The sequence below is a fragment of the Aliiruegeria lutimaris genome, assembly GCF_900099935.1.
GTDB classification, from domain to species: Bacteria; Pseudomonadota; Alphaproteobacteria; order Rhodobacterales; family Rhodobacteraceae; genus Tropicimonas; species Tropicimonas lutimaris.
Genome location: NZ_FNEK01000006.1, coordinates 59,597 through 82,633, shown reverse-complemented (window position 1 = coordinate 82,633; position 23,037 = coordinate 59,597). Strand labels below are relative to the sequence as shown.

The window sequence follows — 23,037 nt, the reverse complement described above, 5'->3', positions numbered from 1 at the left end:
GGCCCTAACAGAAGGTTAGCTCCCCTCGTTGGGGCGACTCGGATTTTCATCGAATACGAAGGTTCAGATCGGCCCCGGCAGCCGCTCCTCGCTCAGCAGAACATTGGCCTCTACGTCTCCGGCTCCTGGCAAGGTCATGATCCGGCGGCGCAGGACACGCTCGAAATCCGACAGGTCGCGCGCCACGACGCGCAAGCGGTAATCGTAGAGGCCCAACACATGCTCGATGGTCTGAACTTCCGGAATTGCGGAGGCAGCGCGCTCAAATTCGTCCAGGGAAACGCGTCCCTTCATGGCCAGTTTGACGCCGAGAAACACGGTGACACCGAAACCGAGCGCTTCTCGGTCCACCACCAGCCGGCGTCCGGCGAGAACCCCGGCCTCGTTCAACCGTTTCATCCGCCGCCAGGCCGCGGGCTGCGAAAGGCCGAGACGACGGCCCAATTCGCCCGTGGCCAGCGTGGCATCCGCCCGGACCTCGCGCAACAAGGCTCTGTCGATCTCGTCAAGCTCGATCATATCGGAAGAACCTCCTCTGCCCTGATCGAGGCCACGTGCACCAGCGCCTCGATATCGGCAATATGCGGCAGGGTCAGGATACGGGTGCGGTAGAGATGCTGGTAATGCGCCATGTCGCGGGCGATCATGACCAGGCGCACATCCACCCGCCCAAGGAACGTTTGTATTTCAAGAACTTCCGGCACCTTTCGCGCCTCTCGAATGAAAACATCGAAAGCGTTGGTCTGGGTCTTGTCGAGTGAAAAGCGGAGAGAGACATGGACGGAATAGCCGAGCGCTGGCCAGTTGAGCACGGCTTCCTGCCCTTTCAGGATGCCGCGATCGCGCATGCGCGCAAGGCGGCGGGAGCAAACGGCGGGAGTCGTGCCGGCAGCGTCGGCCAGCGCGCCAGTTGCAATGACAGGGTCATGCTGTAGATGGCGCAGGATGCGTCGGTCCAGATCGTCAATCATGAATTCCCTCATATCATCGGGTTTTGCGAATTAAAACTCGCAATTTTTCTCCAATCATGTGCATTCCGAAACGTCTATTCGGATAAAAGACCTATGCTGCGCCCATCAACACCGCTCCAAGTAAAGGATAACAAAATGCGCGTGTATTATGACCGCGACTGCGACATCAACCTGATCAAGGACACCAAGGTCGCCATTCTGGGTTACGGCTCGCAGGGCCACGCCCATGCGCTGAACCTACGCGACTCCGGTGCCAAGAATGTCGTCGTCGCCCTGCGCGAAGGCTCGCCCTCCGCGGCCAAGGCCGAAGGCGAAGGCCTGAAGGTGATGGGCATTGCCGAGGCCGCCGCCTGGTGTGATCTGATGATGTTCACCATGCCCGACGAGCTTCAGGCCGAAACCTGGAACAAATACGTCAAGGACAATATCCGCGAGGGTGCCGCTATCGCCTTTGCCCACGGCCTGAACGTGCATTTCGGCCTGATCGAAGCGCCCGCCGGCGTCGACGTGATCATGATGGCGCCGAAGGGCCCGGGCCACACCGTCCGCGGCGAATACACCAAGGGCGGCGGCGTTCCCTGCCTCGTGGCTGTGCATAACGACGCCTCCGGCCGTGCGCTGGAAATCGGCCTCTCCTACTGCTCCGCCATCGGTGGCGGCCGCTCGGGCATCATCGAGACCAACTTCCGCGAAGAGTGCGAAACCGACCTCTTCGGCGAACAGGCCGTGCTTTGCGGCGGTCTCGTGGAGCTGATCCGCATGGGCTTCGAGACCCTGGTCGAGGCCGGCTACGCCCCGGAGATGGCCTATTTCGAGTGCCTGCACGAGGTGAAGCTGATCGTGGATCTGATCTACGAAGGCGGCATCGCCAACATGAACTACTCGATCTCGAACACGGCCGAGTACGGCGAGTACGTTTCCGGCCCGCGAATCCTGCCCTATGACGAGACCAAGGCGCGCATGAAAGCCGTGCTGAACGACATCCAGACCGGCAAGTTCGTGCGTGACTTCATGCTCGAGAATGCCGTCGGCCAGCCGTCCTTCAAGGCGACCCGCCGCATCAACGACGAACACCAGATCGAAGCGACAGGCGAGAAACTGCGCGGCATGATGCCGTGGATTTCCGCCGGGAAGATGGTGGACAAGTCGCGCAACTGATCGCGGCTTAGGGTTCAAACAAGAAGACCCCGGTTCCGGCCGGGGTCTTTTTTGTGTCCCGGAAGTCAACTTGCCCGTTCCGAGTCGGTTGCAACTGTGAATCGGGGGGCGCTGCCCCCCCCGCGCCTCCCGGCGCTCCCCCCGGGATATTTCCGGCCAGAAGAAGCATTGAACGATCCGGTCTTCTTCTGACGCTAAATATCCTGGGGGTTTGGGGGTAAAACCCCCAAGGACAAAAGGACCCGCGAAACAGCGCCGCGACATAAAGGGCATCCCCACTCCCTTGTACCGGCCCGCGTTTCGTCCGATTGCTGCAACCATGTCCGCCCCCTCTCCACAAAATCCAGGCCTGACCAATTGGCTGCTGATAATTTCCCTTGGCGTTATTTGGGGCGCGGCCTTCATGGCGATGACGGTCGCCCTGGAAGGCTTTGGGTATTGGACGGTCGCCGCCTGGCGCCTTGCTATAGGAGCAATCGCCCTGACGGCCATCGGCACGGCTATCGGCCAAGGTTTCGGGGAGATCACGCGCACTGGCGGTGCAAGTGGGTGGGTCTATGCCATCGTGCTCGGGCTTGAATCCTACGCCCTGCCCTTTGCCCTGCTGACATGGGGTTTGCAGCATGTCCCTTCGGCATTTGCCGGCGTGACAATGGGGATGCTCCCCCTGCTGATCCTGCCGTTGGTGGCAGTCTTTTCGCCGGAGGAGGGCATCGGCCCACGCCGGATCGCCGGAATAGGCCTTGGAAGCGTCGGCCTGCTGATCCTCTTCGGGCCCTCCGCGCTTGAATCCGATGGGTCGCGTTTCGAGCTTCTGGGGCGCCTCGCCGTTTTGCTCGCGGCCTTCTGCTACGCGGCGGGCTCGGTTGCCACGCGCCGGGCTCCCAAGATGCCGCCACTTGCCTTCGCCGCGGCATCGCTCGCCAGCGGTGCCATCCTGCTGCTGCCGATCGCGATCTGGATCGAGGGTTGGCCGGCGGCGTGGCCCTTGCGCCCAACGCTGGCCCTGCTCTATGCGGCCCTGTTTCCGACGGCGCTCGCGGCGGCCGTACGCATTCGGGTGATCACCACGGCGGGCTCACTCTTCATGACATTGACCAACTACATGTTGCCGATCTGGGCCGTGATCTTTGGCATCGTGTTGCTCGATGAAGACTTGCCGCCGCAACTCTTCATCGCGCTTGCCTTGATCCTGGCCGGGATCGCGGTGAGCCAGAGCCGGGCGATCCAGGCCGCGTTCGGCAGCCGGCGCGGCTAGGCGGCAGCAAACTTGCGTTGGCTCAAACGGCAGCCTCGACTGCCTCGACGATGGAATCGACCACCATTTTCATCAGGACCGGGTCTTCGCTTTCGGCCATCACCCGGATCAGCGGTTCGGTTCCGGATTTCCGGATAAGCAGCCGTCCATTGCCCTGAAGCCGCTCTTCCGCATAGCGAATAGACGCCTTCACACCATCGGCCTCCAGCGGAACGGAGCCTTTCTCGTACCGGACATTCTTGAGCAATTGAGGGACGGTCTCGAAATTCTGCGCCAGCTCCGAGGCCGGCTGGCCGGTTTCGGCCATCGCCGCGAGGAATTGCAACGCCGCTATCAGCCCGTCTCCGGTCGTCGCATAGTCCGTCATCACGATGTGACCGGATTGTTCGCCGCCGAGATTCCAGCCCCCCTTGCGCATGCGCTCCACCACATAGCGGTCGCCCACCGGCGTGCGCTCGAGCGTCAGCCCCTGTCCCTGCATGTAGCGCTCTAGGCCAAGGTTGGACATCACAGTGGCAACGAGGGCACCGCCTTTCAGCCGGCCGTTTACGGCCCAGCGGGACGCCAGCAGGGCCATGATCTGATCGCCATCGGCGACCTTGCCGTTCTCTTCCAGGATCATCACCCGGTCGGCATCGCCATCGAGACAGATGCCGACATGCGCCCCATGTTCCACGACCGCCGCGGCGGCGGTCGCCACATGGGTGGATCCGCAGTTATCGTTGATGTTCAAGCCATCGGGTGACACCCCGATCTCGATCGTCTCCGCCCCCAATTCCCACAGCACCTGCGGCGCGGTGCGATAGGCGGCGCCATTGGCGCAGTCGATCACAACCTTCAGCCCGTTGAGCGTCAGCGTGTCGGGAAAGCTCTGCTTTGCGCGTTCGACATACCGGAAACGGCCATCGTCGATCCGCCTCGCGCGACCGATATGCTGCGACTGGGAGGGGGTCACGCCGGTCTCGACAAGCGCCTCGATCTCGGCCTCCGCATCGTCGGAGAGCTTGAAACCGTCGGGACCGAAAAACTTGATTCCGTTGTCGGAGGCCGGGTTGTGGCTGGCCGAGATCATGATGCCCAGATCGGCCCGCATCGACGTGGTCAGAAAGCCGACCGCCGGCGTAGGCACGGGCCCCAGAAGGAGCACGTTCATGCCCGTCGATGTCAGCCCCGCCGTCAGGGCGGTTTCGAACATGTAGCCCGAAAGGCGCGTATCCTTGCCGATCACGACGCGGTGCGCCGCAGAGTGATCCCGGCGGAAATAACGTCCCGCCGCCTCCCCCAGCTTGAGCGCCATTTCCGCGGTCATCGGAAATTCATTGGCCGTTCCACGCACACCATCGGTGCCGAAAAGGTTCCTGCTCATTTTTTCTCCTCGGGGACAATTCCAGAATTTACAGCCATAAACAGTCGCAACGCCTGCGCGGTCTGCGCAACATCGTGCACACGCAGGATCTGCGTGCCTTGCGCCACCGCAGCCAACGCGGCAGCCACCGATCCCGGCGCACGCTCCCGCGCTTCGGCGGCGCGACCGATACTGCCGATCATGCGCTTGCGCGACACCCCGAGCAGGATCGGGCAGCCAAGCCCGTGGAACAGCGAAATCCGGGCCAGAAGCGCGAGATTATGCGCCAGCGTCTTGCCGAAACCGATCCCGGGATCGACCAGGATCCACTGGCGCGGAATGCCTGCCGAAACGGCGATCTCTACCCGTTCGGACAGGAAGTCATATACATCCAGCAGGACGTCCTCGTAGGTCGGATCGTCCTGCATCGTCGCCGGGGTGGCCACCGAATGCATGATGCAGAGCGGCACGCCGCGTTCCGCGACAAGCGGTGCGAGGCCGGCATCGAAGCCAAGCCCCGACACGTCATTGACCATGTCCGCGCCCGCGTCGAGCGCTGCCTGCGCCACGGAAGCCTTGCGGGTATCGATGGAAACCGGTGTCGAGATGCCGGTGGCGCGCATCGCGGCGATCACCGGAGCCGTGCGGTGGATTTCCAGATCGACCGGCACGTCCTTTGCCCCGGGCCGCGTCGACTCGCCGCCGATATCGATGATGTCGGCCTCTTTCGCCATTTCGCGGGCATGGGCGAGCGCGGCGGCCGGGGCATCGTGCAAGCCACCATCGGAGAAGCTGTCCGGCGTCACGTTCAGGATGCCCATGATGCGCGGGTGCTGCACCCCAAGGCCCGGCAGAGCGCCGCGCGGTTCGCTCAGGCGCATCAGAACCTCTTTGGGCAGGTCGCGTGCCGGGACGATCCGGGGCGGTGCGCCGCGACGCATCAACTCGACCCTATCGAACCAGGTCCAGCCACCGGCCAGAGGGAAAGCCTCACTCGGACGGGCCACGTCGAAGACTGGAATGGGTCGGTAATATTCTGTCATGCAAATGCCTGCGCCGTTGCGCTCCGTTTGCTACAGATCGAGACTGTCGGCAAGCGCCAGGGTGTCGCCACCGGGAACTTCCGCTCCCAGCCCCAGAAGCCGTTCGGCATTGAGGATTCCCGCGAACCAGGCCGACAATCCGGCCGCATCGCGCGGGGCGACATCCGGCCCGTCAATCGAATCCAGAACGATCTTCGATGGTGCCCAGACCACGATGCGCCCAGCGTGAACGGCATGGGTGATCTCGGTGCGGCTTTCGACGACGATGCAGCGCCTGTCCCGCGCGGCCAGAACCCAGGCATTCTGCTCCAGCGCCAGCAGGTCGATCCGTCGTTGCGGCATCGCCGAGCCGGCCGCAGGGCGTGGCGTCCCAGGCAACCCCACCGTCAGCACCACCGGCAGCGACAGCGCCTCCAGGCTGTCCAGCCAGCCGGGCAAGCGCGAATCTGCAATCGCTTGGTTTGACAGAAACACCACGAGCGGTCGGGAAAAAGCTGTCCCTGCCGTTTCGACCGGACCGAACTGCGCCTGCGAACGTTCGATCTCGACCCCGAGCGAAAACGGCCCGCGATCCAGCTTCTCGATCCGGACAAAAACCCGGCGCGCGCGCGGTTCACTCAACAGCCGCTCGGCGATCCGTTCGGCCAGTGTCTCCAGAAGACTCAACCGCTCCTCGGAGAGCGACCCCTCCACGGCCTCGGTGATCGTATCGTAGCTCAGGATACGATCTACATCGTCGGCCAGGGGGGCCGATGCACGACCAACCTCGACCACAACATTGAAGCGCAGGCGTTGCGCGATGCCGCGCTCCTCCTGGAACGCGCCGATCTCGACGGCACGCACATAGTCGCGCAGCGCAATACGATCGCGCGGGACATCAGCGGGCGCGGTAGCGGCGGCACGGTCCTCGGGGTGGGCAAAGGCAAGCGAGAGTTCAGAGGTCATGCCAGCTTCATGCCATGCCTGACGGCGAAAGCCACGTCTCAAACGACAGAAACCCCGCTTGGGGCGACCCATCCTCCGCTTTCAACGCCACCAACGGCCCGGTTTCGGCCCGCGCAGGGTTCACGACCGCGGATGCTTGTAGAATTGATGCACGCCGATCGACGCGGTATGCGAGAATTTTCGCGCCCAGGACGGCCGCACCGAAACCGTGTGGTAATGGGTGGCGCCACCGGTCAGCACCTTGGGCGCTCCGGCCAGCATCAGGCGCGCAACCTTGCCCACACGCTCGAAAGCCTTGGGCTCGGCGATTTTCTCCGGGTTGCCGTCACAGGTATACGTGAACTGGCACTGGTATTTCTTGCCAGTGCCCTGGTGGATCACGCCACAAACGGTATTGGGATAGAGCGAGCTTTTCACCCGGTTCAGGATCACTTCGGCAACCGCGAACTGACCCTTCACGCTTTCGCCGCGCGCTTCGAAATAGAGCGCCTCGGACAGGCAACGCCACTCTGCGCTTCCTTCGATACTTTGCTGCTGATCCAGCCACTTCTTCGTGTAGGAGACCGTCTGGAATTCCCGCGGTCGAGCCTTGGCCCGGATCGAGCTACGCGGGCTGAGCAAGCCCAGATGTTCGTTGCTGAGGGAGTTGAGAACACGGTTCTCCATCCCCATCAGGCCTTCCAGTCGCAGCGCGCCATCCTCCTCGCCGGTGTAATTGGAGCTCGACAGGAACATCTCGGCCGAAGCCGGAACGCCCAAGCACAGGCACGTCAAAAATGACAAGAACAGATTGCGCAGACGCAACATAAGATCATCCCACCAGCGATGCGCAAGACCGCACCCAGCCGTCGGCGGCGATAACAAATCGGCCAATCAGAAGTAAATGCTGCGAATCACAAGAATCGCCTCGGCAGGCTCAGCGGAGCAAATTGGCAACGAATTTTCGGTGTTTTTGAGCAGAAACCCGCCGACAACCGGCAGATTTCCGCGCTTTTTCAATGATCTGACTCGCGGGGACTCGACGACTTCAACGCCAGGTGCGCCGCAGCGAGTCGCGCAACGGGCACTCGGAAAGGCGAACAGGAGACATAATCGAATCCCGCCTGACGGCAGAAATCGATCGTATCAGGGTCGCCGCCATGTTCGCCGCAGACCGACAGAACGACCTCCGGCCGGGCCGCTCGACCACGCTCCGCCCCAATCAGAAGCAACTCTCCCACGCCCTCCTTGTCGAGCGTGTGGAATGGGTCTTCGTGGAAAACGCCGTTGCTGACATAGGTGCCCATGAAGCGGCCGGCATCGTCGCGCGACAGCCCGTAGGTCATCTGCGTCAGGTCGTTGGTGCCGAAGCTGAGAAAGGCCGCGTGGGCCGCGATCTCGCCTGCCCTGAGCGCCGCGCGCGGCGTCTCCACCATCACGCCCAGCCGGTAATCGAAGGCGACCCCGTACTCGACGCGCACCGCCGCGGCCACCGCGTCGATCCGGGTCTTGACCAGTTCCACCTCTCGCTTGGCCGAGACCAGCGGGATCATGATCTCGGGCACGACTGCCTTGCCCGCCTGCCGGCTGGCCTCGACCGTCGCCTCGAAGATCGCGCGCACCTGCATGTCGTAGATCTCGGGCACCGTCACGCCGAGCCGTACGCCGCGCATCCCTAGCATCGGGTTGAATTCGGAGAGCGACTCCACCCGCCGGACGACGTCGCTGAGCGGCAGATCGAGCGACTCGGCCAGCCCCATCATCCCCTCGCGGTCCGATGGCAGGAATTCATGCAGCGGCGGGTCGAACAGGCGAATGCAGACCGGCAGCCCGGCCATGATCCGGAACAACTCGACGAAATCCTCGCGCTGCATTGGCAGCAGTTGCTCGAGCGCGGCCTGCCGGTCGACCTCGCTGTCGGTAAAGATCATCTCGCGCATGACCGACAGGCGCGCCGGCTCGAAGAACATGTGCTCCGTCCGGCACAGACCGATCCCGTCCGCGGCAAAGGTATGCGCCATATGCGCATCGTCGGGCGTGTCCGCATTGGCGCGGATGCCGATATCGCGCACCTCGTCGGCCCAACTCATAAGCTTGCGGAAGGCCGTGTCGAGCGCGGGCTCCAGCATCGGCACCGCACCGGCCAGCGCCTCGCCCGTCGTGCCGTCGACCGTCACCAGGTCGCCTTCGTGGAAGATGCGCCCATCCGCCGTCGTCACCGTCTTCTTGCGCGCGGAAATCGTCAGCTTGTTTGCCCCCACGATGCATGGCAAGCCAAGGCCACGCGCGATCACCGCCGCGTGGCTGGTCATGCCGCCGCGCTCGGTGATGATGCCCTGGGCGGCATGCATGCCGCGAATATCTTCCGGCGTTGTCTCCCGGCGGACCAGGATACAGGGGATCTCGTGGCTGGCCGATGTCTGTGCCGCACGGGAGGTGAAGACCAGCTGCCCCGTGGCGCCGCCGGGCGAGGCGGCGATTCCCTTAAGGATCACGTCCCGCTTCGCCTGCGGGTCCACCTGCGTGTGCAGAAGCTCGGTGAGCGATTTCGGCTGCACCCGAAGCAATGCCTCGCGCGGCGAGATGATACCGTCCTCGGCCAGCGCCACGGCGACCTTTACATCGGCCCGCGCGCTCCGCTGTACCTTGACCGCGTCCAGAACCTGCAGGTTCCCCTCGGCCACGGTGAACTTGATCTCCATCTCCTCGCGCAGCCTGTTGCGGCAGCGATCCGCGATATCGACCAGCTTGGCAAACAGCTCTGGCGCCTCGTCCTGCATCGACGTGCCACGCGGGTCGGTCGCAAGGTACAGCTCCTTGCCCTTGCGCCCCATCGCACGCATCTCGGGCGACTTGCGCTTGTAGCGCCCCATCACCTGGGGATCGCCCGTAACCTTGTCGATCATGCGGATCACGCCCGATCCGCTTTCGCCCGGGCCGAGCCCATGCGCCATGTCCTGCACGACCAGCCCGAGCCCCGCATCCACCGGCGCCCCGCGCGCCTGCCGCAAGAGCCGCGCGCTCACGCCCTCCCAGGCCCGCGCCATCGAGCGCAGCACTCCGGCAAGCTGCTTGGCCGGCTCCTGCGGAAAGGGCATGTCGGCCTCATCCTCGAAGGCGGCCAGCGCCGCCGCGACCGGATCCTCCGCCTCGGCCGCTTCCTCGAAGGGCTCCGGGTCGAGCCGCGCCACGTCATTGGCGTAAGCCGTGATGAACCGCAGGTAGAGCCGGTCGGCCGCCTCTTGTCCAAGGCGCGTTGCAAGCTCCGCTCGTCGCTCGTCATTCATGCCGATACTCAGGATAGCCCCTGGCCCGCCCCAATCCGGATCCTCGCTGGACGGGCGCACCGAAACCAGCGGCGTGCGGCCAAAGGCCGAGAGCAGCCGTGCCGTGTCGGGCCGCTCGCCCTCGGCGATGCGATGCACTGCGTCAAAGGAGAGCGACACGGTGCGTGGCACCGGTATCTCGAGCCGGATCAACCGCTGCAGGCATTTCGCCCGCCCGCCATGGCTTTGCTCCGAGATCTCCGCACTCGGCGTGATCAACGTGAAGTCCTTGGTCTCGCCGGTCATCAGCACGGAGCTGCTCCCTTCCATAACGGATCCCCCGCACGATATGCGAGAGTTGTGTTCGCGCAAATGCCCCGCGTGCCGTTAACCCTCGATCCGCGTCAGATCCGCCGCCTTCAGACAGGTTTCCCGGATACGGTGCAACAGGTTGAGCCGGTTGCGCCGCACGATACTATTTTCGGTGTTCACCTGAACTGCCTCGAAAAACGCGTCGATCGGGGCACGCAGGGAGGCCATGCTCGCCATGGCCGACGCGAAATCTTCGGCCTCGATGGCCGAGGAGATCGCACCTTCCGCCGAATCGAGCGCGTCGAACAGCGCCTTTTCTTCGTCGGTCTCGGCGAATTTCCGGTCCGGCCCGTATTCGTAGGACACCCCATCGGCCTCCTCGGCCTGGGTCAGGATGTTGTTGGCCCGCTTGAAACCCTGCAACAGGTTCTCGCCATCCTCGGTCTTGAGGAACTCGGCCAAAGCCTCGGCCCGCTTGACCAGCAGCACGAGGTCGTCATTGCCCGGCATGGAAAGGCAGGCGTCGATCACGTCGTGGCGGACGCCCTCGTCGCGCAGGTGGACCTTCAGGCGGTCATGGAAGAAGGAAAGCAGGTTGTCGCTCAGATCCGGATCGTGGTTGACGACATGCTCGATCCATTCCGGCGCGTCCCCCTCGATCTTGTCGATGATCCCGTGCACTGCGGCACCGAACACCCCGTGACGCGCGATCTCGCAAAGCACCGCATCCAGAAGCGCTGCTTCGTGGTGATTGCCCGGATCAATCTTGTGCCGCAGGAGTTGCGCATCGTTCAGCCTGTCGAGGGACAGGCGCAGGTTGTTGACCAGCAGCAAGCGGATCACCCCCAACGCCGCCCGGCGCAGCGCAAACGGGTCCTTTGAACCGGTCGGTTTCTCGTCGATCGCCCAGAAGCCGGTCAGCGTGTCCAGCTTGTCGGCCAGCGCCACGGCGACGGAAATCGGCGCGGTGGGCACGTCATCCGAGGGCCCGAGCGGCGAGTAATGTTCCTCGGCGGCGGCGGCGATCTCGGCGCTGAGGCCGGCGGCCTCGGCATAGTAACGGCCCATGATGCCCTGAAGCTCGGGGAACTCGTAGACCATCTCGGACGAGAGATCCGCCTTGGCCACTTGTGCGGCCATCGCGGCGGCGTCCGGATCGGCGCCGACCAGCGGGGCAATCTCGCGCGCCAGCGCCGCAATTCGGTCGATCCGCGCCTTTTGCGAGCCGAGCTTGTTGTGGAATGTCACGTGGTCTAGGCTCTCCAGCCACGGCGTCATCTGCTCCTTCTGCGCCACGCGCAGGTCGTTCTCCCAGAAGAACTTGGCATCCGACAGACGCGCGAAAAGCACCTTCTGGTTGCCCGCAAGGATCGTCGCCCCGTCGTCTGCGGTCACCATGTTGGCGACGGTGACGAATTTCTCGATCCGGGTCGTTCTCGGGTTTCGGACGGAGAAGAATTTTTGGTGCTCCTTCATCGAGGTCTTGAGCACTTCCGGCGGCAGGCCGAGGAAATCATTGGCAATATCGCCCATCAGCACCACGGGCCACTCCACCAGCCCGGACACCTCGGCCAGCAACCCCTTGTCCTCGACCACTTCCAGCCCTTGCGCAAAGGCCATGTTGGTCGCGTCATGCCAGATCGTCTCGGCCCGCTCGGCCGGGTCCAGCACGACATTGGCACGTTTCAGCTTGGCCGCGTAATCCTCGAAGCCGGTCACGGCAAAAGGCTCGGGCGCGAGGAACCGATGTCCCCGGGTCGTGTTGCCGGCGGCGATCCCGTCCACGTCCAGCGGCACCACATCGGCCCCCGCCTCGTCGCTCAGGATGCACAGGATCGAATGCAACGGCCGCACCCAACGCAGGGCCCCCGCGCCCCAACGCATGCTCTTCGGCCAGGGGAAATTGCGAATGGTGGATTCCAGAACCTCGGCCACGATCTCGGCCGCCGGACGGCCTTCCTTCGTGATCCTGGCGAACCAGACCTGCCCCTTCTTGTCGTCACGTGCTTCGAGCTGGTCTTTCGTGAGCCCGGTCGAGCGCAGGAACCCTTCCAGCGCCTTCTCCGGCGCATCCGTGCGCGGCCCCTTGCGCTCCTCGGTCAGGGTCGGGCTCGTCGCGAGCAGCCCCTCGACCGTGAGCGCCAGCCGGCGCGGCGTGGTGAAGGCCTGCGCGGAGGCATAGGTGAGGCCCGTCTCGACCAGCCCGTCGGTCACGAGTTTCTTCAGGTCAGCGCCAGCGCGCGCCTGCATCCGGGCGGGGATTTCTTCGGAAAAGAGTTCGATCAGCAGATCGGGCATTGCGGGGTCCTCAGAGCGGAAGGAAGAACTGGATCGCGAAGCTGTTCACGATGTCCACGAAAAAGGCCGAGACAAGCGGCAGGATGACGAAGGCCATGGGCGAGGGCCCGTAGCGCTTGGTGACGGCTGTCATGTTGGCGATGGCCGTCGGCGTGGCGCCGAGCGTGACGCCGCCGAAACCGGAGGCCAGCACGGCGGCGCGGTAGCCGCGCCCCATGGCCGGGAAGAGCACGTGGATGGCAAATACGATGGAAAGCAGTGTCTGCGCCGTCATCACCACGATCAGCACCAGCCCCATGCCCTGCAGCGTCCAGAGCTGGAGCGACATCAGAGACATGGCAAGGAAGGTGCCGAGCGAGAAGTCGGAGACCATGGCCAGCGTTGACGTGCGGCGCACCTCGACCACGCGCGGCAGGATTACCGGGATCAGGTTGCCGAGCACGATCCCGGCCAGCAGGCAGGGCACGAAGGGCGGCAGGTTTATTCCGTGGTATTCCAGCGTTTCCCAGAGCGCGTAGCCAATAATGATGGTCACATGGACCCAGAGCATGACCCGCATGAAGGAGAGGTGGTTGATCGTCTCCGATCCCTCGTCCTCGAAGGAAACACCGACCGTGGGTTCCTCGTCCGGCCGATCCGGCTCCAGCCGCCAGCGGTTGATCAGGTATTTCGCGATCGGGCCACCAATCAGCGCCGCGCAGACCAGCCCGATCGTCGCCACGGCCACGCCCAGCTCGCTGACGCCCGCGGCGCCGCCGGTCATTTCCTCGATGCGCGGCGTCCAGGCGATCACGGTGCCATGCCCGCCAATCAGCGCGGCCGAGCTCAGCAACACCGAGAATTCCGGCGGCAGCGAGAAGAGCCGCGCGCCAGCCACGCCGATGATATTCTGAAGGATCACGTAGACTATCGTCAGCCCCAGCAGGATCGCCAGCGGCAAGCCGCCTTTCACCAGGTCCGAGATTCGGGCGTTCAGGCCGATGCCCGTGAAGAAGACGAGCAGGAAATAGTCCCGCGCGGACAGGTCGAATGAGATTGCGCGGTCGTAGAAGATAAAGACCAACATGGTTGCAACGGCAACGAGCAAACCGCCCGAAACCGGCTCGGGTATGTTGAAATCGCGCAGGAAGGCCACCTTCCGGGTCAGCTTGGCCCCCAGGATATAAACCAGAAACGCCACGGTAACGGAAATAAATGGATGTATGTCAATGACTTCCGGAGTCACTTCTTGATCTCCTCGTTGACCTGGTGCCAGACGAAGCCGCGCCCATCCTCCATCACGGCGACGACGCGGTCTACACCATGGGCGATGTTTTTCTGGCCGAGGAAGGCCAGCGCGCGGCCCTTTTCCAGCGCCTTGCCGACTTCCATCGCGTCGAAACACTCAAACCAATAGGGAGCGATGAGCGGCTCGGCGCCTTCATACATCTCATAGGTCTCGCTCAGCATCGCGAGCGAGTGGGACGTGGTGAAACAGGCCCGGTAGCGGATCGGCGAGGAGGTCGCGTCGATGGCCTGCAGGTTGTCGGCAACGATGGGATCGGCCGACCCTTCGAGCAAAGTCAGCGTCACCTGCTCGGCAGAGACATCCACCTCTTCGTAATAGTAATAGACCTGCAGGTAATACATCGCGATTCCGGCAATCAGGGCGAGCACCACGATACCTCCTGCGAAAATCTTGCCGCTCATACCGCGACCCTCCCGCAACGGACAGGCTTCCGACACAACCGCAGCCATGTTAGCGCGGAGGCCGACACTTTTTGCACGAGGCCATTTCCATTGACCTCGAATTCGCGATCAAGTTCTTCGGCGCGCTTTTCACCATCATGAACCCGATTACCAACCTGCCGGTCTTTCTCGGCGTGACCGAGGGTGCGTCTCCGCAGGTACAACGCGCCATCGCGATCGACATGATCGCGACCGGGCTGAAAGCCCTGCTGCCCGGGCTGGCCTGAAGCCAGCTGGCACTTCTGGCGATCAGGCGCCATCAGGCGTTCCAGCCTCCCGCTTCGGTCTGAACGAAGGCATCGGCGCATTTCTTGGCCAGCGCGCGAACGCGACCGATATAGGCCTGCCGCTCGGTGACCGAGATCACGCCACGGGCGTCGAGCAGGTTGAACAGGTGGGATGCCTTGATGCACTGATCATAAGCCGGGTGCGCCATGACGATGCGCCTGCCGGTCTTCGGGTCGACCTCCGGATGGGTCAGGATGAAGTCGCAATGCTCCTCAGCCTCCTCGAACTGCTTGAGCAGCACGTCGGTATTGGCCACATCGAAATTCCAGCGCGAATACTCGCCCTCGGTCTGACGAAAGACATCGCCATAAGTAAGCGGAATCGGCGCGTTGGGGCGGTTGAAGGGCATGTCCATCACGTGATCGACGCCCAGCACATACATCGCCAGCCGCTCCAGGCCATAGGTCAGCTCGCCCGAGACCGGCTTGCAGTCATGCCCGCCGACCTGCTGGAAGTAGGTGAACTGGCTGACTTCCATCCCGTCACACCAGACTTCCCAGCCAAGGCCCCAGGCCCCCAGCGTCGGGCTTTCCCAGTCGTCCTCGACGAAGCGGATATCGTGCAGGCCCATGTCGATGCCGATGGCTTCGAGCGAGCCGAGATACAGCGCCTGCAGGTCCAGCGGGCTCGGTTTGATCAGCACCTGGTACTGGTAGTAATGCTGGAGCCGGTTGGGGTTCTCGCCATAGCGGCCATCGGTGGGCCGGCGCGAGGGCTGCACATAGGCGGCCGCCCAGGGATTGGAGCCGAGCGCGCGCAGCGTCGTGGCCGGGTGAAAGGTCCCTGCCCCCACTTCCATGTCATAGGGTTGCAGCACGGCGCAGCCCTTCTCGGCCCAGTAATTCTGAAGCCGCAGGATCACCTCCTGGAAACAGGTCGGTCGGCTCGTCTCGGTCATTGCGATGTCCCGGTCTCTTTAACGTGGTCGCGCGCACGGCGCGTCGTGATTTCGCGTCTCAATAGGCTTGCGGGGCATTGGGGTCAATGAAGCGCCCCGGTCATCAAGGCGGGTTTGCCAAGAAACCAACGCCTTTGTCGCCCTTGACGGTGGCGCCGCTCGCAACCGTCGCCCTGTCGATGCATCCGCGCCACGCATAGCGGCCTGTGGCAGATTTGAAGTGCACAGCGCCGCCGCTCTGCTATTTTGTCCCGAAAGAACCATTCGGCACCGCCAAGGCGCCAGTTTTTATTGAGGACGACGCAGTGAAGACTTTTCTTGTTCTTGTATTTTCCCTCGTTCTTTCGGTTTTTTCCTCCAGCGCGCACGCGCAGGAACAGGGAAGCGCCTGGATCCAGATCGAAGCCTTGCGGACGTTGGCCGATGGCGAGGCGCGCGCGCGCAGCTACGCGGCCAGCTTTCCCAACGTGGCGGGCTTCCGGGTCGGCGGCCGCTGGTACGCCGTTGCCCTGGGCCCCTACACCCCGGCCGCGGCCAGTGCCGAATTGGGTGCTCTCAAGCGCGGGCGGCTGATTCCGCAGGACAGCTACATCGCCTACAGCAACCAGTACGAACAGCAATTCTGGCCCGTTGGCGCGAATGCGCTGCTTGCCACGCCGCAAGACACCGTGCTGTCGCCTCTCGCCCAGCCTGAACAGACGGACCAGCCATTGGCGCAGGAACCGGTTCCGCCGGCCTACATCCCCGACGAGACCCCGGGCGAGGCGCGCGCCAGCGAACGCGCGCTCGATGCCGCGCAGCGCATGCTGCTGCAGGAAAGCCTGAAATGGGAAGGTTTCTACGACGCGGCAATCGACGGCTCCTTCGGCGCCGGTACACGGCGCGCAATGGCTGCCTGGCAGGAGGCCAAGGGCTATGACGCGACCGGCGTTCTGACCACCAGGCAGCGAACCGAGCTGGTCGGGGATTACCGCTCCCCCTTCGCCGATCTCGGCCTCGCCTCCGTGCGCGACGATGCTGCCGGGATCGAAATGATCCTGCCCACCGGCAAGGTCAAGTATTCCCGCGCCGAGGCGCCTTTCGTGCATTACGACAGCACCGACGAGGACGAGGTCCAGGTGATCCTGATCAGCCAGTCGGGCGACGAAGCGACCCTGTTCGGCCTCTACGACATCATGCAGACGCTCGAAATGGTACCCACCGAGGGCTTCCGCGAGCGCAAGAAGCAGAGCTTCGTGCTGACCGGGCAGTCCTCCACGCTGAACTCCTACAGCTATGCCGAGCTCAAGGATGGCGCGATCAAGGGCTTCACCGTCAGCTGGAAGCCCGGCGGCGACGCGCGGGTGATGGAGCGCGTCGTCAACACCATGCAGGAGAGCTTCGCGCCAGTGGAGGGCATCGTTCTGCCCGACAACGCGCTGTCGGGCGACGGCTCGGATCAACGCATTGACCTGATGGCAGGCCTTAAAATCCGCCGCCCGGAGCGCTCGCGCAGCGGTTTCTATATCGACGAAACCGGCAAGGTCCTGACAACGACCGATGTGCTGGGCCAATGCGCCCGGATCACCATCGGCGAGGAGATCGAGGCCGACGTGACGTCGCGGGATGATACGCTCGGGCTTGCCCTCCTGACCCCGCGCCAATCCCTGCGCCCGCTCGCGGTGGCCGAATTCCAGGGCTCGGTGCCGCGGCTGAACTCCGAGGTTACGCTGGCCGGCTTCTCCTATGAGGACATCCTCGACCTGCCCGTGCTGACCTTCGGAACGCTTGCTGATATTCGCGGCCTTCAGGGCGAGGAATTCGTCGAGCGCCTCGCGCTGTCCGCCCTGCCGGGCGATGCCGGAGGCCCGGTCTTCGACACGACCGGCGCGGTGCTGGGAATGCTCAGGGCGCGCAACGAGCAGGCAGACAAGCAGCTCCCGCCGGATGTGAACTTTGCCGTCGACGTGCCGGCCATCGCCGATTTCCTCGGCCAAGCGGGCCTGTCGCCGCGTGCGGCCGTTCTCAACAAATCGCTGGCACCCGAAGACCTGGTGACGCTGGCGGGCGACGTGACCGTGCGGATCAGTTGCTGGAACTGACACAGGCGGCGGGGCTCGGGATCACCTGACCCCGCGCCCCGCGCTTCCGTTCCAGCGCTCACCGGCGCCAGAAATTCACCGTGAAGATGGCAAAGACGACGAGCAGTTCCAGCCGCCCGATCAGCATCCCGATCGAGAGCAGCCATTTCGCGGTCGTGTTCAGCTCTCCGAAATTCCCAGCCGGCCCGATGATGGGCCCCAGCCCCGGACCGATATTGCCCAGCGCCGCGCCCGCCCCGGAAACCGAGGTGATGAAATCCAGTCCCGTCAGCGCCAAAGCCGCCGAGAGCGCCCCCAGAGTCACCATGAACATGACGAAGAAGGACATCACCGAGCTCAGCACGTCCTCGGAAACCGTGCGACCGTCGTAGCGCAGCGGGAACATGCCGCGCGGCGAATGCAGCGCCTTCACCTGGGTCATGATCGCGCCAAACAGGAGCTGGTAGCGAAAGACCTTGACCGAGCAGGCGGTCGAGCCCGCGCAGCCGCCGACCAGCCCGACAAAGAAAAAGAGTGTTACCGGGAAGGCCCCCCAGAGCATGTAATCCTCGCTGGCATAGCCGGTGCCGGTGATGATCGATGCCACGTTGAACAGGCTCTTGCGGATCGCCGGCTCCCAGTCACGCCCGCTCTGGGAAACCTGCCAGAGGGCCATCAGCAGCGCCGCCGTCGCCACGATACCAACGAAAGCACGCACCTGCGGGTCCCTCAACGGCGCGTTCCAGCTCCCGGCAACCATCTGCACGTAGCGCACGAAGGGCAGGCCAGCGAGGATCATGAACGCCGCTGCCGCATATTCCACCCCAGCGTGGAACCCGCCGAAAGAGGCATCGTAATTGGAGAAACCACCGGTGGCGATCGTGGTCATGGCATGGGTGACTGCATCCAGCGGCGCCATGCCAAGGCTCCCATAGACCAGCGCGCAGGCGGCCGTGAGAAGGAAATAGATCACCGAGATCTGGCTGGCGATCTGGCCCGCGCGCGGCAGGATCTTGCCAAAGGTGTCGAAGGCTTCGGAGCGAAAGATCTGCATCCCCCCGACCCGCAGTTCGGGCAGGAACACCATCGCCACGACGATGATGCCGATACCGCCAAGCCATTGCATGAGCCCGCGCCACAGCAGCAGGCCCTCGGGCAGATCATCGAGCCCGGTAAAGACGGTCGAACCGGTCGTGGTCAGCCCGGACATCGCTTCGAAGAATGCGTCGGTGTAACTGGCCTGCGTCTCGCCCAGCACGAAGGGAATGGCCCCGAACACAGGCAGCATCACCCAGACACCCGTTGTCAGGATAAAGGTCTGCCGGATCGTCAGCCCCGCCTCGACGCCATTCTGACAGGCCAGCGCAATCAGGCCGCCAACGAATATCGTCACGAGCGAGGAGACCAGGAACACGAACCAGTGCTCGTTCCCTGAAATAAGGTCGGCCAGCATCGGCAGCAGCATGACCGCCCCGAGTGCGGCGACAAGCAAGCCAATGACGTATCCTACGGGGCGATAGTCGAACATGGCGGCAAGGGTTGGCGTGCCTGCACGCGGCTGTCAACACCCGGCAATGTAACGATGACCGACCGAGGTGCCACTCACTCACCGCAGCCGGTCATCGTTTTTGCCTGCCCCCCACCTGACGGGAGGACGAGCAGATCTCCACGTTGCGGCCCCGCGGGCTCATGGGCCGGACAGGCAGTTCCGAGGGGACATGGAAACAAAACCCGTTCAGACCACGCGCCTGAATTGAAAAAAGTATTTCGTACTGGTCGGCTGAACTCGTTAGAATTAGAACCGGTTTAAATTGCCCGGGACCGCCCCGGGTACGTGTGAAGAGTACAAGTGTGGGGGGGCGACGAATATCCCCCCAAATGGGGGGCTGTCGGTGTTGATGGAACGTGCGGCCTTGCTGGAACGCGAGGCAACAGCGGAGGGTCTTTGGGCCGGCGCCATTGAGAGTTTCGCCGCCGCCGGTTTTCCGCATGTCATCTATATCTTGACCAACGCGGAACGTAGCACGGTCGATCTGAGAACGAACATCCCGCAGATCTACGGGACGGCCGATCCTGCCCGCGACCCTTTTCTGGAATATTGCTGTTCAAGCTATCAGGCCACGCGCACGGGCGTGGAGTACCTGCAGACTCATGACTACCTGCCGGAGGAAGCCCGCGCACTCATTCTTACCGCCGAAAAGGTCGGATTTCGGACTGGCTTCGGCATCCCGACCCGGCTGGACGGCTCACCGCGATTCGGCGGCTTCAATATCGGCACCTCTCTGGACCGCGAGCGGTTCGAGGCCGAAATGTCTGATCAACTGGCAGATATCCGCGGTTTCTGCCTGCTTCTGCATCGCCGTTTCGAAGAACTGTCGCATACCGATGCCGACGGGTTCAGCCTTCTGACGCCCCGCGAAAGAGAAATCATCGAGCTGATCGGGACGGGAGATTCGCGCAAGGAATGCGCTGGAAAGCTCGACCTCTCGCCAAATACCGTCGCCGATTACACCAAATCAGCCTATCGCAAGCTCGGCGTGCGCAACCGCGCCGAGGCGGCGCAGAAGCTTTTCGGAACACGTCGAGGCTGAGATCAGCCTCCGTGCACGAGGCTGGAGAAGAGATGCGGCTCCAGGCTGGCCCCGGAAAACGTCTCGCCCTCGGTCAGAACGCTGACGGCATCATGGCTGTGCAGGCTCTCCTGGTGGCTGGCCACGACGCGGAAATCGCCCACGCGCGGGTCGGCATGGAGTTGCTCGGCAAAGAGTCGCGCGGCATCCTCGACAAAGATCGGGTTGGCGGCGTTCAACTCGGCAAAGGCCTGCTCGTCCTCGCGCTTGACCATCACCTGAGTCTCGGTCGGCACCGCCCTGCGGCACATCTCAACCAGATCCTCGAACCATAGGCAGGAGGCCGACGGATCCACCACCATCGAAAGCCGCGCCACCGAGCGCTGCGAATGCGGCGTCGCCATCTGGCCGCGCTCCTTGCGGGCATGCTCGGCCAGTTCCAGCGAACACGGACAGGTGGAGGAATAGACATAGTCGAGATGCATGACCTTGAGCCGCTGTCCCGCCTGCTCGGTCATCTCCAACGCCATGTCGTAATATTGGTAGCCCCTCAGGCCCGAGCGGAGAGAGTCCACCATCATCGGGAAGGAGAAGCGCATCAGGATCCGGGCGTCGAAACTCTCAAGGTCGCGCTTGTAGCTTTCCAGCGCATCCTCGATCACCTCGAAGCTGAAGGTCCGCTCCGCCGAGGCATAGAAGCTGCGCATTATGCGGGACATGTTGATGCCCTTCTTCTCCGCATCGAGACTGACGGTGCCGGTGACCGAGGTCTCCAGCGCCAACTCCGCCCCCTCGCGGCGGTGAAACCGGATCGGCAGGCGGAAATTGGAGATACCGACATGCTGGATCTGCCGCTTCGCGCCGCGGATCAGGCTTTCGGGGCCGTTCTGGAGGTCGGGCATGCTTGCCTTGTAGGACTCATCCACCCGGAAATCCGACGGGTAGAGGCGGCTCAGCGCCGGATAGGAGTTCGGCGCCCCCTGCGGCAACAGCCGCGCAACCAGCGGATCGAGGTCCACGAGTTCTGCATCGGAAGCCGAATCCGCCCATTTGCGCAAAAGCTCCAGCGCACGTTTCGCTTCGTTGCGGTTCGGTTCTCGGTCAGGCGCAGTCATTGGGCGGTTCATAACATCCCCTCCGGTGTCCAGTTTCAGCGGACAGGAGTCAACCTTGCGCCGCTTTCGGGTCATCTCCAATACCCGTTTGGCCCTAAATAGTGTTCCCGGCACGGAGGTCGAACGCCCGGGCGAGAAAAATTACCGATATCGCTCGACGAAATTGCGCAGGATACGCGGGGCAAGCTCGGTCTTCGAGGCCAGCACGGTGCGGGTCAGCGCCTCGGCCTCCTGAGGCGGAAAATAGCCCTTGTCCTTGTAGATGGCGATGCGAAGCGCGAAGACCGCGCCATCGGCCTCCGGGTGGAACTGCGTGGCATAGACATTCTGCCCGTGGCGGATCATCTGGAACGGGCAAGGCTCCGAGCTCAGCAATTGCACACAGCCCCGCGGCAACTCCTGCACAGCCTCCTTGTGCCCGACCAGCGCTTCGAACCGCTCCGGCAGTCCCGCCAGAACCGGATCGGCCCGCCCAATGGCGGTGACGGTGCAGGGCACCGCTCCCACCGGTTCGCCATAGCGCTCCTTCGATACCTTCCCGCCAAGATGATGCGCCAGGATACCGATCCCGTAGCAGCATCCCATGAAGGGAATGTCCTGTTCGGTGATCTGCGGCATCAGGCCGAGGATCTCCTCCTCGATATGCTTCTCGATGGCGGGCTTGCTTTCGTCCGGGTCCGACACGCATCCCGGACCGCCGCCGACGATCACGCCGGCATAATCGGTCAGGTCGAGGTCGGCGGGGATCTCCTCCCGTTCCAGCCGGATCCGCCGTGTCTCTTCGAGCCGCATCCCCCCCTTTTCGAGGAAGGCATCGAATTCATTGTCCGAGGCCTCCGGTTCGGGGCGCAATTGCAGAATGAGAAATGGCTTCATGGGGCGGGATCCTGTTTGCATTCCTGCATCTGCCGTGTTGCCCCCGAGGAGGTCAAGCCATCTCGGCCCCGTCGCGCAGCTCCGTCAACCAGTCGGAGACTGACCTGTCGCCGATTTCCGCCTCCCGGACGAGGTTGTCGAAATGTTCGGCCAGGGAGCGAACCCGGTCGCGCGAGCGGAAAGCCAGGTAGAACCGCCCGACATAGACCACGCCGAGGAAAGAGCCGAACACGGTGACCGGCGCGCTGAAGACCCGGCGTGCATCGAACAGGAACAAGCGCAAGGCGGGATAGATCTCGCGCGAGGCCTCGATCAGGTAATCGAGCTGTTCACGCCGTATCCCGGCATCGAGCCCCTGGTAGTACCCAGCCCCGCTGGCAAAAGCGCGCAACTCGCCCGTTGATATGGCGATCTCGTAATCCGACATCTGCTCGCCCAGAAGGCCGAAACGATCCTGCGAGGCACCTATTGCCTGCTCCGGTGTCTTGCCAAGGAAGCGGCTGTACTCCCAGTTCAGCAGCGCCTCGGTCTTGAGCACATCCGGCAACGTCGCCGGAACGTGGCGGATTTTGGAACCGGCGGCTTCCCGGTGCCACTCGTGAAGCTGCGCATCTGCCGAGGAACGCGCTGCCTCGGTCATTGTCATCGCCGCGGCCAGCACATCGCCGGGCCGTTCGGGTCGATCCGTCAGACCCAGCAACCAGTCCGAGGAAACTCCGAGCGCGCGGGCGCATTCCGCCGCCAGATGCGCATTCGGCAGCCGCGCCGTCCCTTCGGCCAGGATCTGGGCCACGGTGGAGCGGTCCACACCCGTGGCGCGCGCCAGAGCACTGCGGTTCATCCCGGAGGCTGCCATCTGCGCGATCAGCCTTTCGCGGAACGTCACCACACGATCACGCTTGTCCATATTTGTCATAATTGCAGACT

The 23,037-nt window shown here is 63.5% G+C and carries 20 protein-coding genes; 5 read left to right on the top strand and 15 right to left on the bottom strand.

Annotated features, from left to right (window positions below; genetic code table 11):
• Nucleotides 1-63: 63 nt before the first annotated feature.
• The gene (locus tag BLR85_RS04695; protein ID WP_093150532.1) at nt 64-519 is read right to left on the bottom strand and encodes an Lrp/AsnC family transcriptional regulator; all 456 of its coding nucleotides are present in this window, start codon (nt 517-519) and stop codon (nt 64-66) included.
• A complete protein-coding gene (locus BLR85_RS04690) occupies nt 516-971 on the bottom strand; it encodes an Lrp/AsnC family transcriptional regulator (protein WP_093150734.1) in 456 nt (151 codons plus the stop codon). The genes BLR85_RS04695 and BLR85_RS04690 overlap by 4 nt, the downstream gene beginning before the upstream one ends.
• Before the next feature lie 135 nt (nt 972-1,106).
• Between BLR85_RS04690 and ilvC the strand changes: the two genes are divergently transcribed.
• Both ilvC and BLR85_RS04680 read left to right on the top strand, forming a co-directional pair.
• Nucleotides 1,107-2,129 (top strand): ketol-acid reductoisomerase, encoded by a 1,023-nt coding sequence (gene ilvC, locus BLR85_RS04685; protein WP_093150527.1) that lies wholly within the window; start codon nt 1,107-1,109, stop codon nt 2,127-2,129.
• Between the two features lie 319 nt (nt 2,130-2,448).
• Nucleotides 2,449-3,387: a DMT family transporter gene (locus tag BLR85_RS04680; RefSeq protein ID WP_093150522.1), complete on the top strand. Its 939-nt coding sequence runs from the start codon at nt 2,449-2,451 to the stop codon at nt 3,385-3,387.
• 22 nt (nt 3,388-3,409) lie between these two features.
• Here the strand turns inward: BLR85_RS04680 and glmM are convergent, their stop codons facing one another.
• From glmM to BLR85_RS04640, 8 genes are all read right to left on the bottom strand, one after another.
• Nucleotides 3,410-4,753, bottom strand: coding sequence for a phosphoglucosamine mutase (glmM, locus tag BLR85_RS04675; RefSeq protein ID WP_093150518.1), 1,344 nt, complete (start codon nt 4,751-4,753; stop codon nt 3,410-3,412).
• Nucleotides 4,750-5,775: a dihydropteroate synthase gene (gene folP, locus BLR85_RS04670; protein ID WP_093150514.1), complete on the bottom strand. Its 1,026-nt coding sequence runs from the start codon at nt 5,773-5,775 to the stop codon at nt 4,750-4,752. The genes glmM and folP overlap by 4 nt, the downstream gene beginning before the upstream one ends.
• Nucleotides 5,776-5,805: 30 nt before the next feature.
• Nucleotides 5,806-6,720, bottom strand: coding sequence for a dihydroneopterin aldolase (locus tag BLR85_RS04665; protein ID WP_093150510.1), 915 nt, complete (start codon nt 6,718-6,720; stop codon nt 5,806-5,808).
• Nucleotides 6,721-6,840: 120 nt separating this feature from the next.
• Nucleotides 6,841-7,455, bottom strand: a complete 615-nt coding sequence (locus BLR85_RS04660) for a cell wall hydrolase (RefSeq protein WP_093150730.1) — start codon at nt 7,453-7,455, stop codon at nt 6,841-6,843.
• Nucleotides 7,456-7,715: 260 nt separating this feature from the next.
• Nucleotides 7,716-10,295, bottom strand: coding sequence for a putative PEP-binding protein (locus BLR85_RS04655; RefSeq protein ID WP_244520601.1), 2,580 nt, complete (start codon nt 10,293-10,295; stop codon nt 7,716-7,718).
• Nucleotides 10,296-10,352: 57 nt separating this feature from the next.
• Nucleotides 10,353-12,575, bottom strand: a complete 2,223-nt coding sequence (gene glyS, locus BLR85_RS04650) for a glycine--tRNA ligase subunit beta (protein ID WP_093150504.1) — start codon at nt 12,573-12,575, stop codon at nt 10,353-10,355.
• Nucleotides 12,576-12,585: 10 nt separating this feature from the next.
• A complete protein-coding gene (gene gltS / locus BLR85_RS04645; protein WP_093150500.1) occupies nt 12,586-13,800 on the bottom strand; it encodes a sodium/glutamate symporter in 1,215 nt (404 codons plus the stop codon).
• On the bottom strand, nt 13,797-14,264 hold the full coding sequence (locus tag BLR85_RS04640; RefSeq protein WP_093150493.1) for a DUF6446 family protein: 468 nt from the start codon (nt 14,262-14,264) through the stop codon (nt 13,797-13,799). Before BLR85_RS04640 ends, gltS begins: the two co-directional genes overlap by 4 nt.
• 71 nt (nt 14,265-14,335) lie before the next feature.
• Here BLR85_RS04640 and BLR85_RS04635 point away from each other — a divergent pair, with 71 nt between their 5' ends.
• Nucleotides 14,336-14,530, top strand: a complete 195-nt coding sequence (locus BLR85_RS04635; protein ID WP_093150487.1) for a MarC family protein — start codon at nt 14,336-14,338, stop codon at nt 14,528-14,530.
• Nucleotides 14,531-14,562: 32 nt separating this feature from the next.
• Here BLR85_RS04635 and BLR85_RS04630 read toward each other — a convergent pair whose 3' ends face one another.
• Nucleotides 14,563-15,489 carry a glycine--tRNA ligase subunit alpha gene (locus BLR85_RS04630; RefSeq protein WP_093150484.1) on the bottom strand — a complete coding sequence of 309 codons (927 nt, stop codon included), beginning with the start codon at nt 15,487-15,489 and terminating at the stop codon, nt 14,563-14,565.
• A gap of 305 nt (nt 15,490-15,794) precedes the next feature.
• Between BLR85_RS04630 and BLR85_RS04625 the strand changes: the two genes are divergently transcribed.
• Nucleotides 15,795-17,570 (top strand): trypsin-like peptidase domain-containing protein, encoded by a 1,776-nt coding sequence (locus tag BLR85_RS04625; RefSeq protein ID WP_093150722.1) that lies wholly within the window; start codon nt 15,795-15,797, stop codon nt 17,568-17,570.
• 58 nt (nt 17,571-17,628) lie between these two features.
• Here BLR85_RS04625 and BLR85_RS04620 read toward each other — a convergent pair whose 3' ends face one another.
• Complete coding sequence (locus tag BLR85_RS04620) at nt 17,629-19,077, bottom strand: TrkH family potassium uptake protein (protein ID WP_093150480.1); 1,449 nt, start codon at nt 19,075-19,077, stop codon at nt 17,629-17,631.
• A gap of 370 nt (nt 19,078-19,447) precedes the next feature.
• Here BLR85_RS04620 and BLR85_RS29760 point away from each other — a divergent pair, with 370 nt between their 5' ends.
• Complete coding sequence (locus tag BLR85_RS29760) at nt 19,448-20,140, top strand: helix-turn-helix transcriptional regulator (protein WP_244520605.1); 693 nt, start codon at nt 19,448-19,450, stop codon at nt 20,138-20,140.
• A 2-nt stretch (nt 20,141-20,142) separates the two neighbouring features.
• Here BLR85_RS29760 and folE2 read toward each other — a convergent pair whose 3' ends face one another.
• The 3 genes from folE2 to BLR85_RS04600 form a co-directional block, all read right to left on the bottom strand.
• Complete coding sequence (folE2, locus tag BLR85_RS04610) at nt 20,143-21,246, bottom strand: GTP cyclohydrolase FolE2 (RefSeq protein WP_093150716.1); 1,104 nt, start codon at nt 21,244-21,246, stop codon at nt 20,143-20,145.
• A 129-nt stretch (nt 21,247-21,375) separates the two neighbouring features.
• Entirely contained in the window at nt 21,376-22,110 is a 735-nt protein-coding gene (locus BLR85_RS04605) for a glutamine amidotransferase (protein ID WP_093150476.1), read from the bottom strand.
• Between the two features lie 52 nt (nt 22,111-22,162).
• Nucleotides 22,163-23,026 carry a helix-turn-helix domain-containing protein gene (locus BLR85_RS04600; protein WP_342028770.1) on the bottom strand — a complete coding sequence of 288 codons (864 nt, stop codon included), beginning with the start codon at nt 23,024-23,026 and terminating at the stop codon, nt 22,163-22,165.
• Nucleotides 23,027-23,037: the final 11 nt, after the last annotated feature.